The sequence below is a fragment of the Metabacillus idriensis genome, from assembly GCF_050483325.1.
Classification (GTDB): Bacteria; Bacillota; Bacilli; order Bacillales; family Bacillaceae; genus Bacillus_P; species Bacillus_P idriensis_A.
The window spans coordinates 25,465-36,890 of sequence record NZ_JBCMYF010000040.1 but is presented as its reverse complement, the minus strand read 5'-3'; the positions used below and the strand labels follow the sequence as shown (position 1 = coordinate 36,890).

General features: G+C 41.3%; 12 protein-coding genes. 1 reads left to right on the top strand and 11 read right to left on the bottom strand.

The window, feature by feature from the left end; genetic code table 11:
• A partial coding sequence (locus ABEQ24_RS22120) for a hypothetical protein (protein WP_430008769.1) occupies nt 1–289 on the top strand: 289 nt, incomplete at its 5' end.
• Nucleotides 290–332: 43 nt separating this feature from the next.
• Here the strand turns inward: ABEQ24_RS22120 and ABEQ24_RS22115 are convergent.
• The 11 genes from ABEQ24_RS22115 to hmpA form a co-directional block, all read right to left on the bottom strand.
• Nucleotides 333–821 carry an N-acetyltransferase family protein gene (locus tag ABEQ24_RS22115; RefSeq protein WP_430008768.1) on the bottom strand — a complete coding sequence of 163 codons (489 nt, stop codon included), beginning with the start codon at nt 819–821 and terminating at the stop codon, nt 333–335.
• Nucleotides 822–964: 143 nt separating this feature from the next.
• The gene (arsC, locus tag ABEQ24_RS22110) at nt 965–1,384 is read right to left on the bottom strand and encodes an arsenate reductase (thioredoxin) (RefSeq protein ID WP_430008767.1); all 420 of its coding nucleotides are present in this window, start codon (nt 1,382–1,384) and stop codon (nt 965–967) included.
• Nucleotides 1,385–1,420: 36 nt separating this feature from the next.
• Nucleotides 1,421–2,716, bottom strand: a complete 1,296-nt coding sequence (locus ABEQ24_RS22105; RefSeq protein WP_430008766.1) for an arsenic transporter — start codon at nt 2,714–2,716, stop codon at nt 1,421–1,423.
• Nucleotides 2,717–2,731: 15 nt separating this feature from the next.
• A complete protein-coding gene (locus ABEQ24_RS22100) occupies nt 2,732–3,079 on the bottom strand; it encodes an ArsR/SmtB family transcription factor (protein WP_430008765.1) in 348 nt (115 codons plus the stop codon).
• Nucleotides 3,080–3,186: 107 nt separating this feature from the next.
• Entirely contained in the window at nt 3,187–4,443 is a 1,257-nt protein-coding gene (locus ABEQ24_RS22095) for an MFS transporter (protein ID WP_430008764.1), read from the bottom strand.
• A 26-nt stretch (nt 4,444–4,469) separates the two neighbouring features.
• Nucleotides 4,470–4,667 (bottom strand): hypothetical protein, encoded by a 198-nt coding sequence (locus tag ABEQ24_RS22090; protein WP_070877145.1) that lies wholly within the window; start codon nt 4,665–4,667, stop codon nt 4,470–4,472.
• Nucleotides 4,668–4,735: 68 nt separating this feature from the next.
• Nucleotides 4,736–6,088 carry an NAD(P)-binding domain-containing protein gene (locus ABEQ24_RS22085; RefSeq protein ID WP_430008763.1) on the bottom strand — a complete coding sequence of 451 codons (1,353 nt, stop codon included), beginning with the start codon at nt 6,086–6,088 and terminating at the stop codon, nt 4,736–4,738.
• Between the two features lie 91 nt (nt 6,089–6,179).
• The gene (locus ABEQ24_RS22080) at nt 6,180–6,626 is read right to left on the bottom strand and encodes a MarR family winged helix-turn-helix transcriptional regulator (RefSeq protein WP_430008762.1); all 447 of its coding nucleotides are present in this window, start codon (nt 6,624–6,626) and stop codon (nt 6,180–6,182) included.
• A gap of 428 nt (nt 6,627–7,054) precedes the next feature.
• Nucleotides 7,055–8,464, bottom strand: a complete 1,410-nt coding sequence (locus ABEQ24_RS22075; RefSeq protein WP_430008761.1) for a SpoVR family protein — start codon at nt 8,462–8,464, stop codon at nt 7,055–7,057.
• 244 nt (nt 8,465–8,708) lie between these two features.
• Nucleotides 8,709–9,911 (bottom strand): MFS transporter, encoded by a 1,203-nt coding sequence (locus ABEQ24_RS22070; protein WP_430008760.1) that lies wholly within the window; start codon nt 9,909–9,911, stop codon nt 8,709–8,711.
• Between the two features lie 120 nt (nt 9,912–10,031).
• A complete protein-coding gene (hmpA, locus tag ABEQ24_RS22065) occupies nt 10,032–11,246 on the bottom strand; it encodes an NO-inducible flavohemoprotein (protein ID WP_430008759.1) in 1,215 nt (404 codons plus the stop codon).
• Nucleotides 11,247–11,426 lie beyond the last annotated feature (180 nt).

The following is an 11,426-nucleotide window of genomic DNA, read 5'->3' as shown; positions in this document are numbered from 1 at the left end:
CAAAATCCGATTTGGCGCACGAACTTCGGCTTTGGGAGGTCACTTTGTGCTGCAAAATCCGGTTTGGCGCACAAACTTTGGCTTCGGAAGGTCATTTCGTGCTGCAAAATCAGGTTTGGCGCACAAACTTTGGCTTCGGAAGGTCATTTCGTGCTGCAAAATCCGGTTTGGCGCACAAACTTTGGCTTCGGAAGGTCATTTCGTGCTGCAAAATCCGGTTTGGCGCACAAACTTTGGCTTCGGGAGACAATTTTGTGTTGCACAAAATTCCCAACTAAAACAGCCATAATAAAAAACGAAGAGCAAACACTCTTCGTTTTTCTATTTCCTTATTAAATCTTCTCGCTTCGTCTTTCCAATAGGGCTACGTCTCTCCACACCCCATTCATTTTGCCGATTCGTTCTCTTATCCCAACATCTCTGAAACCAGCCTTCCTATGTAACTTTATACTCGAAATATTTTCAGGGAAAATTCCTGCCTGAAGCGTCCAAAATCCTTCTTTTTCGCTTAATTCTATAATGGAGCGCAGCAGGGCAGTTCCGATCCCCCCACCCTTATATGATTTGCCGATATAGATGCTGACATCTGCTACCCCTGCGTAAACACATCTTCCTGAGACAGGACTCAGAGCGGCCCAGCCAAGAATTTTATTTCCTTCTTTAGCGACAAGCCGGCATGTTTTAGAATGACTTTCATTCCAGCTCTCAAAAGAAGGGGCATCCGTTTCAAACGTAGCATTGCCAGATGCAATGCCTTCTAGATAAATCTGTCTGACTTGATTCCAGTCGCTGTCTGTCATTTCTTTTATTTGATAGTCCATTTCAGTCATCCTCCATCCATGAAGTCTCTTTTCATTCATTATAAAATTCAAAGTTTTTATTCGAAAGAAAAAAGCCTCATTTCTGAGACTTTAAGTTGACAGAAAAAACGCTTTGAGAAAATCTCATGGCTTTTCTGTTTTTATTATTCGCCAGTCTTGGCAAAACGCTCAATTCGTTCGCCAATCTCATCACGCACACGCTGGAAGAACGCCCATTTCTCTTCTTCCGTGCCTTCCGCTTTCGCAGGATCGTCAAATCCCCAATGCACGCGTTTGATGTGCGGCGGTGCAACAGGACAATTGTCAGCTGCATGCCCGCATAATGTAACAATCAGGTCTGCATTGTTTAAGATTTCCTGATCAATCACATCTGAAGTTTGGTTTGAAATATCAATGCCTGTTTCTTTCATTGCTTTAACAGCGTTTGGATTTAAACCATGCGCTTCAAGTCCTGCACTTTTTACATCCCACTCTTCGCCAAGATGTTTTTTCGCCCATCCTTCAGCCATTTGGCTTCTGCAAGAGTTTCCAGTACATAAGAAGTAGATCGTTTTTTTAGACATAGGTGCAGTCTCCTTTTAAGTTGAGTTTGATATATTTTAGATAATGAGCAGCCATAGATAAAGTCCAACAAGTGTGATAAACAAGGTTGGAATCGTTAAAATGATGCCTGTTTTAAAATAAGTGCCCCAGGATATTTTGACGCCTTTTAAGCTTAAAACATGGAGCCATAAAAGAGTGGCAAGAGAACCAATCGGCGTAATTTTAGGCCCTAAGTCAGAACCAATTACATTTGCATAAATCAATGCTTCCCTTAAAGTGCCCGCTGTATCTGTATCGGCAATGGCTAAAGCATCAATCATGACTGTCGGCATGTTGTTCATGACCGAAGACAAAATGGCTGCAATGAAGCCCATTGAAATCGTTGCGATAAATAATCCCTGATCAGCTGCCATTTGAATTACGTCAGCTAAAACAGCCGTTAATCCGGCATTTCTGAGACCATAAACGACGACATACATCCCAATGGAGAAGAATACAATCGCCCATGGAGCCCCTTTTAACACCTTTTTTGTATGAACAGCCGGGCTTCTTCTCGCCATAGCCAAGAAGAAAATGGCGACGACACCAGCAACAAAGGATACTGGGATATGCAAGAACTCACTGATAAAGTATCCAATGAGGAGAACCCCAAGTACAATCCACGACAGGCGGAACATCTTCTCATCCTTGATGGCTTCTTTAGGCGTTTTTAAATCTTTAAGATCATACTTCCCTGGTATGCTTTTACGGAAGAACAAGTATAAAACGAGAATACTTGCACCTAAAGCAAAGAAGTTAGGAACAATCATCCGCGTGGCATATTCAATAAATCCAATTTCAAAGTAATCAGCAGAAACGATGTTTACCAAATTGCTGACTACTAACGGCAATGACGTAGTGTCGGCTATGAACCCGCTCGCCATGATAAATGGAAAAACCATTTTCTCTTGAAAATTCAGATTGCGGACCATTGCAAGTACAATGGGAGTTAAGATAAGAGCTGCACCGTCATTCGCGAAGAACGCAGCGACCAATGCTCCTAAAATCGAGACATACACAAACATTCTTACACCGTTTCCTCTTGCTGCTCTTGCCATATGCAGAGCAGACCATTCGAAGAAACCAATCTCATCTAAAATCAGAGAAATAATAATAATGGCAATAAATGCAAGGGTTGCATTCCAAACAATTGAAGTTACATCAATAACGTCACCAAAATCAACTGCTCCAACTAATAAAGCAACTATAGCTCCACCGCATGCTGACCAGCCGATGGAAAGGTTTTTAGGCTGCCATATTACTAAGATGAGAGTTAAAAGAAAAATCAATGAAGCTAAAATGACTGAAGTCAATCTTTCTTCCCCTCTCTATTCACAGGTAATGCGTAATCCTTGTGTTTCTAATTCTGTTAATAAGTTATCTTGTGCAGGTAAATACTCTAATAATCCTTTTATGAATGGATAATATTCACTTTCTTTATTCATTGAATAAAAAATCCATTGACCTTTGCGTTTTTCTTTTACCAATTCTGCATCACGAAGTTTTCGCAGATGCTGACTGATTGCAGGCTGGCTTGTTTTGAAAATCGCAGTAAATTCACAGACACAGCAATCATTTGTCTCAAGCATTTTCATCATCGTGAGACGCGTTTTATCACCAAGCAATTTAAGTATTTGAGAAACTTTCTGAATATCAAGCGCTGAAGTCACTTCCAAATTGCCAACACCTCCATGTCGGAATCATTATATAACATTTCACTTATATAATAAAGTGCTTATATATAAAAACTTTGTAAATTTTACTGTAAGCATCCAAGTTTTCATCAACAATGCAAGTTATTTTTTATTCGAATTGAACCAGATGTCTTTTCATTAAGAAAAAGGATAAACCATAGGAGTCCTAAAGCTATAAATACACAGGCTCCTCCCCAGTATAAATAGAGGAATCCGTTATTAAGCACGATGAGCATGTAGCTGAGGAATGGTCCCAATGCTGCTCCTGCATCCTGAACAATTGAGTAGATTGTAAGGAAAGATACAACATTTGCACTCTTTGCTGCATCGATCGCAATAGCGTCTGTAAGCGTAGATATCGCTGTCGCTCCGACCATGACTGCAAGTGCAGAAAAAATCCACAATCCTAATGGCAGGGAACTTGAGATCATTCCAAACGACACAGCTGTAAAGAAAAGAGATAAAAAATAGATAGGAACCCTCCCGCTGATTCCGTCCGACCAGATGCCAATTCTTCTTGCTAAAAAAGGCTCCCACATCCACCTTGCCGACTGGATTAGGCCGGATAAAAAAGTAACGCCTATAATAAGTCCAAAGAGACTGATTTTCTGGCCATAATGATGTTCAATGATGGAACTTAAGGTTGAGGTCAGGACTCCTTGAACGAACAAGGTGATTAAAAAACCGCTTATAATAACAAGCAGTTTCCGCTTAAAAACAAATGTAAAATGAATGGATGATGAGTTTATTTTCTTTTCTGTCTGTGATTGTGAATCTGCGGCAAAGAAATAGATAATTAGAGGAAGGCCAAGCAATGTAAAAAATCCAAATGCTAAAGAGACAAAACTAAGTCCCAGCCACGGCACTAATAGGCCGCCAAGGAGCATACCGAACAAACTCCCTAAACGGTAAATGCCATTATATAATCCCATCGCCGCGCCGCGATGGTTTTCATCTGCATAAAATGCCACACTTGAAAGTCCGCCGATCCGAAAAAAAGACCATGCAATTCCCCATAAACCGCGCAGGATAACCCAAGCGATAAACCCTTTAAATAAACCATACCCAAGTGTGGTCAATGCTCCAATAATAATGGCGATAATCAGCCCGGTTTTTAATGAGATCTTTTTATAAATCCACCCTGCGATTGGACCAAAAGGCAGACGAATAAACCGATTGATGGAAAGAAGAATTCCCACCTGCCAAATAGAGTCAAGGCCTGCTTCTCTCCAGAAGATGGGCAAGGCAATATAAAGCATGGAATCTCCAAGTAAACTTAGGGCAGTAATGATGGCAACCATGGTAATCACATTTTGATTATGGGGTTTGCTTTTTATTGCCTCCATGCAGCCAATCACCTCATTCAAAATTCCTATTCTTTTATTTCTTCATATGCCTCAAGGAACACTTTATAGCTTTGATTTCCTAAATAATCTTCTTTTGAACGAAACAGGCGTTCAAATGTCAAATTGCGGGCCTGCTGAGCTGAACATTCAAATGCATTCATCAGCAATTTCATATAGGCAATGAAGTACTCTTTTCTTAATGCACCGGCGTGATTAATCACCATATTGCTCACTCCTGCATCTCAGTTTATTTTCATATTTGAAAGGGAGAACAGAAGTCTCCCTAGTCTACTTAACAGCAGGAACTCGTTTCTTCGTATGAGGATTTCGATTTAAGATTCAAACTGCATACACCTGTCTCAGGGAGATCCAGTTCCACTTTTTCAGCTGCCAGCTGATCTCCGCTTAGATGAGCGACTACAGATCTGACTTGCTCATATCCTGTTGCCATCAAGAATGTAGGAGCACGGCCATAACTCTTGGCACCGACAATGTAAAAATTCATTTCCGGCTGGCGGAGTTCCTTCTCCCCATGGGGCCGGACAGTACCGCAGCTATGAAAATTAGGATCAATGAGAGGGGCTAAAGCTTCTGTACTTTCGGTTGAAGGATCTATTGATGTACGCAGTTCGCGAACCATTGTAAAATCTGGACGGCTGCCTGTATTGACAATGACTTCATCTATTCCTGAAAGAGTCCGGATTTCCTCATTTTGTGTACCAATCATATCTATTCCATTCTCAGACCCTTTAAGATTTTGAATAAGAAATGGTGTTTCTGCTTTTATCATTTTTTGGTCAACCAGCTGATGGATACGGCTGCCGAGTTCCCCTCTAGCTGCCAGCGCATCTTTTTCTTCACCGCCATAGGCATCTTCAACACTTTTCCTTCTCATCACCCATATGATTTCTGTATCAGGATGAGATTCTTTCAATTTTGCAAGTTCCAATAAAGCATTAATGGCTGAATGGCCGCCGCCCACAACGGATACGCGTTTGTTTGCATACCGCTCTTTTTCTTTTCCTAAAATATCAGGAATGCCGTAAAAAATGTGAGGGTGCAGGGACTTTTCTTCATTCAGCCATATACCATTTGAAGTTGATGGATTTGGGTTGCCCCATGTTCCCGTTGAATCCAATACCGCTCTTGCCTCAAACGTCTGAAACTCGCCATTTTTTTCTGTGTAAATAATAAACGGGACTAGTTCACGATTTGCCGTTTTCATTTTATCGGCATCTTTTTTGCCGATGGATAAAACCTTTGTATTCAAATGTAAAAATGGCTGAATTTCAGGAAGGTTCGAAAGCGGCTGCAAATATTGACCCACGAGATCCCTTCCGGTTGGCAGAGCATCTGGCTCAGGCTGGATCCAGTCATGTTTTTTAAGTAATGCCAAAGCGGCCTTATCCATGTTATATTTCCACGGTGAAAATAAGCGAACGTGTTCCCAGGTTAAAATATTTGCTCCTGCCTGCTGGCCCGCTTCCAATAAGATAAAGGATTCTCCCCTGCTGACTAAATGAGCAGCTGCTGCAAGGCCTACAGGACCGGCTCCAATAATGGCTACGGGAAGTTTAGAGTCCCTCTCAAGTTTTGCTTGTGCACAGCATCCGTTAACCTTAACTGATAAATTAAGATTTTCCATTTAAATCCTCCTCATTATGTTTAAATTCAAATCAAAAATATAATGCAAAATGAAATTTATTTGCATATTGCAAGTAATAACCAAAAAGAAATCACCCCATCGGAGTGCAGCATACGCTCGATTTTGCCATAGATGCGTTCAATAGCTTGATTGAGCGAATGACGGTTTCTTTTTCAAACTCATTCATGTGTGAAAAGACCTCATCCAAATAAGCATTCATTTGATGATCAATTGTTGCAGCAATAAATTTCCCTTCAGTCGTAAGTGAAAGCACATAAACTCTTCGGTCATCAGGATAAGGTGTCTTTTTAATTAAATTCATCTTTACTAAAGATTGGATCTGACGGCTGAAAGTCGTAATATCTGTACCGAGAACGTCAGCTACTTGCTGAACGGACGGCTGATGCAGATGTTCAATTTCATAAAGAATATGGCTCTGTATTAACGAAATATCAATCCCCCCTGCTGTGCAGCAGTTTTTATTCAGCAAGCCAAAGCGGCGGGTCATGATTTGAAATAGTTCTCGAGTGTTTTCCATCTAATCACCTCATACTTTAGTTATACGCTTATTGCTTGCAATTTGCAACTAATTTATTTCTTATTTTTCAGTTTTTTTAAAAATAATTTACCGCCCAAAAACAGCCTTTGAAATACGGCCTTTTGCGCCAGCTTCTTTTTTTGATTTAATTATTAATACTTCCGGTGCATCGCTTTCCCATCATAAGGATACAAAACAGGCTTCCCCTCCAGGATCGACTCCATATGCACGGCCGGCGCGTCGCCATAATGGAATTTAGAAATTCATTGCAATTTATTCATGGTGAGCTATCGCTCTCTCAAAGATACGATGATATCAGAAGGATGACCAAACTTCCTTCTTCTAAGTATTTTGAATTAAGCTTTTCAATGACGATTCATTTTCATTCTAAAAAAAGCAAAAAAAAGAGCAGCGCAGGCTGCTTTCTTTTATAAATACTTCCGATGAATCGCCTTCCCGTCATACGTAAACAAAACAGGCTTCCCTTCCAGAATCGACTCCATGTGCACGGCGCGCCCCCATAGCTGGTGAATATAAGGCAGCACTTTTTCAAGATATTTTAAATCAAGTTCAATATCTTCATACCAGTGCTTCAAGTACAATTCATTGTTTTTCAGGTAATCCCCATCGTTCACTGTAATGTACGGGAACCCTCCATTTACACGCATGTTGATTAACTGGTCGCGGACATGTTCCCAATCTTTATCGACAACCTTGTAATCTCTTCCCTGCTTTTGGAAAAGATACATGTCTTCCCTTGTGACAAGATCCTTCGTCATATAATTCCGGATGAACGACAAATCTGATTCCACTTCACGCACTTCAAACATTTTTTCACGGCCCGAGTTAGGCTCTACACCTCGTCTTATCATTTCTTCTGTGGGATTGTTGTAGCGTTCTTCAATGTCTTCAAAGATTTTAAGTCCTAAATAATATGGATTAATGCCGGTTCGTGACGGCTGAACGACACCTGCATTCAGTTTGGCAAATTCTATCGATTCATCCGTTGTAAGGTCAAGCTCCCTCAGGATGCGCTGATGCCAGAAGGATGCCCAGCCTTCGTTCATGATTTTCGTTTCGAGCTGCGGCCAGAAATAGAGCATTTCCTCTCGCATCATTGTTAAGATATCACGCTGCCAGTCTTCGAGGTCTCTGCTGTATTCTTCAATAAACAGCAGGATGTCCTTTTCAGGTGATGGCGGAAACTTCTTATTCTTTTTTGGAGGAGCCCCTTTTGGTTTTTCCTTATCATCCAGTTTCCATAAATCATCATACGGAGACGCCTTTTTAACATCCTCTTCCTCAGCATCACCCATTGTCCAGGAAAGCTTTGGACGCATGAGGGATGGATCAATATGCTCCTGAATCGCAAGCACGGCATCCAGGAAAGTCTCTACCTCTGCCCTGCCGTAATCAATTTCATATTGCTTAATCCGGTCGGCTGTAGCGGCCATGCTTTCTACCATATCGCGCTTCGTATTTTGAAAGCGGCTGTTGTTTTTGAAAAAATCACAGTGAGCAAGCACATGGGCCACAATTAGCTTATTTTGTATAAGGGAATTGGTATCGAGCAAAAAAGCGTAGCATGGATCCGAATTGATGACCAATTCATAGATTTTACTTAAACCAAGGTCATAATGAAGCTTCATTTTAAAGAATTGTTTTCCGAAGCTCCAGTGTGAAAAACGGGTCGGCATTCCGTAGGCGCCAAATGTATAAATGATATCTGCAGGACAAATTTCATACCGCATCGGATAATAATCGAGTCCAAATCCATCGGCAATTTCCGTAATTTCCGCGATCGCATATTCCAGTGATTTCCGGTAAGCTTCGTTCACGCGTTTTCCCCCAATCTCGTCTTTAAGACAATGTATGAGCGGGATGGGGAAAAGATGAACAGACATTGTGTTCATGTGCTTTTTCTTACAGTGAATTGAATAGTTTTTGTTGGAGAGAATACGATTCTGCAACTTGCTTACCCTCCAAAACCGTTTTTCGATCTGCCAGGGTACGAAAGCAGCAAGATTCTGGAAAAATGCAAACAAAAAACATGAACCCCGGCAGGATTCATGTTTCTCATTCTTAATGTTCTGTATTAATAACCATTTTCTGCTTCATTGACCGCTTCTGCCAGATCATCGTCATCACCAGTGTGACAACGAGGAAGACAAGTCCCAGCACAAACGGATATAGAATCTGGACATCATACAGCATGCCTGCAATCGTTGGCCCAAGCACATTTCCAATGCTCATATAGGCATTGTTCATGCCCATTGCAAAGCCCTGTTCGTTGCCGGCCATTTTGGAAATCAGGGTGTTTAGTACAGGGCGAAGAATCGATGTTGCCAGGAAGATGAGCAGCGTGATGCCAAAGAACAAGACATAGCTCGTTGCAAACAGTGAAAACAGGAACCCTGCGGCTGCAACTGCAAGGAAAATATTGAGCACCATTCCTTCACCATAGCGTCTGACAACACGATCTACTACAAATAGCTGGACAATCACACTGATAATACCTGTCGAAGTAATCATAAGGGCAATCTCCTGAGGAGTCGCGCCAAACTGATTGTCAACAAAAAGGCCGAGCACCGATTCATAAGCCATGAGCCCAAAGCTCATGACAAGCGTAATGACCAGAGGGACAAAGTAAGGCATTTTTACCGAACGCACCATTTTTCGCGCCATGGATTCATTATCCTGAGGCATCATCGCAGCTGTCGTCATTTTTGATTCACTGTCTTCAAGCAGCAAAATCGAGAATATAACGGCTCCCAAAGAAACAATCGCTGAAATCAAAAACGGCATTTTCAGGCCGAAATCGGCAAGAAATCCGCCGATTCCAGGGCCAATAACAATTCCGAGTGACATCGCTGCAGAAACAAAGCTGTTTCCTTTTGCCCGCTGATCCATGGATGTAATATCCGCTACATACGCAAAGATTGCCGGAACCAGCAAGGCTGCCCCAATTCCGCCAATCACACGGGAAGCATAAAGCCACCAGATCGAATCAACGGCGTAAAAAACGAACATGGATAACGTCAATCCTGCCAGCCCGTAAATAATCATTTTTCTTCTTCCGTACTGATCTGCCCATTTCCCTGCTATCGGGGAAAAAATGAGCTGAGCGCCGGCAAAGATTGCAATCATCAAACCTGCGGCAGTGCCGCCCTGATTGATTGATTCAAGATACGCAGGCAGAATCGGAATAATAATCCCAAAGCTTCCAATCGCAATAAACATGTTGATCATCAAAATAAACATTTTTTTCTTTTGTTCTGCTGACAAAGTGACAGCCCCTCTTTCTATGGTTAACTATTGCATGAATATATTTTTTCAAATACTTAACCAGGTTAAGTTGTTTGGCGTCATTCTGTCAACGAGAAAGGATTGGAACTTTTTATGAACTTAAGAAATGGTTTGGACGTCCGTTTTTAAATCCATCGCCGGCCCAAAGAATTCATAATGAATCTTTTCGTTTTCCACTCCGAGAGAAAGCAGACTCTGAATCATGGCTTTCATGAACAGGACAGGTCCGCATACATAGAAATCTCCTTCTTTGTTCTCCAGAAGACGATCCAAATCATCCTTTGAGATTAAGCCTTCTTTATAAAAACTTTGATCTGTGCAGTCCTGATTTGTAGGGCTGCTATAAAAAGCAAACATTCTTGAGTTAGGCAGCTTCGCACATAATGAAGCTGTTTCTTTTACAAATGCATGTGTGCTGCTGTTTTGTGTTGCATGGATAAACGCTACTTCCCGTTCTGATTGTTCAGCTGCAAGTGTACGGAGCATGCTCATAAATGGAGTGATTCCTACTCCTCCGCTAATTAATGTGACAGGTGTTTGGGCAGCCTCATTTAATGTGAATTCACCGGCTGGAGCACTGATTTCGATCATATCTCCGACGGCTACATGATCATGAAGGTAGTTTGAGACCTTTCCTGCTTCAGTTTCGGGTCCGCGTTCCCGTTTTACTGAAATTCTTAGGTGAGGCATCTCTTTGCTGCCTGACAAACTATATTGTCTGTTCATCGTATACGTTTCGAGAGGAATATTGACTCTTACGGAAATGTACTGACCCGGTTTAAAAGCTGGAATTCCTTCAGGCGACTCTAAATAGAAAGAAGAAATCCATTCACTTTCCCGCTCAATGCGGACGACTTTGAATGACTTGAATCCAGTCCAATCTGCGGCATTATATAATTCTTTTTCCGCTTCGATAAATACTTCTGCTATGACGCCGTAAGCTTCTGCCCAGGCATTTATAATTTCAGGCGTTGCGGCATCTCCAAGGACTTGTTTGATGGCCAAAAGCAGATGTTCTCCAACGATTGGATAGTGTTCCGCTTTTACACCAAGACTTCTATGCTTATGAGCAATTTGTTTCACTGCCGGCAAAATCATATGAAGCTGATGAATGTGTTTTGCTGCTGCATATACCGTATTTGCAAGTGCCGTCTGCTGTCTTCCTTTTTTCTGATTGGCATGATTGAAAATATTCAGCAGCTCTGGATGACTTTCAAATAGATTTTCGTAAAAGCGCGATGTGATTTCTACACCTTTTTCTTCTAAAACTGGAACAGTTGATTGAATAATTTCGATTGTTTTTTGAGTAAGCATTTGGATGCTCCCCTTCTTTTTTAAAGTAGTATTTTAAATACATCTTTATCTTAAATCCAAAAAAACGTTAAAGCAATATTTCAAATACATCTTTAAAAAATCTGTCACATTTGAACTTTAACTTTTATTAATATTTCATTTGCTGTGGTAAGATAGACGTACTTCATGTAGTGGGGCGAT

Excerpts from the sequence above, each read along its gene's own strand:
- ABEQ24_RS22090 (WP_070877145.1), bottom strand. The coding sequence starts at position 4,667 with ATGGTGATTAATCACGCCGGTGCATTAAGAAAAGAGTACTTCATTGCC.
- arsC (WP_430008767.1), bottom strand. The coding sequence starts at position 1,384 with ATGTCTAAAAAAACGATCTACTTCTTATGTACTGGAAACTCTTGCAGA.
- ABEQ24_RS22085 (WP_430008763.1), bottom strand. The coding sequence starts at position 6,088 with ATGGAAAATCTTAATTTATCAGTTAAGGTTAACGGATGCTGTGCACAA.
- hmpA (WP_430008759.1), bottom strand. The coding sequence starts at position 11,246 with ATGCTTACTCAAAAAACAATCGAAATTATTCAATCAACTGTTCCAGTT.
- ABEQ24_RS22080 (WP_430008762.1), bottom strand. The coding sequence starts at position 6,626 with ATGGAAAACACTCGAGAACTATTTCAAATCATGACCCGCCGCTTTGGC.
- ABEQ24_RS22095 (WP_430008764.1), bottom strand. The coding sequence starts at position 4,443 with ATGGAGGCAATAAAAAGCAAACCCCATAATCAAAATGTGATTACCATG.
- ABEQ24_RS22115 (WP_430008768.1), bottom strand. The coding sequence starts at position 821 with ATGGACTATCAAATAAAAGAAATGACAGACAGCGACTGGAATCAAGTC.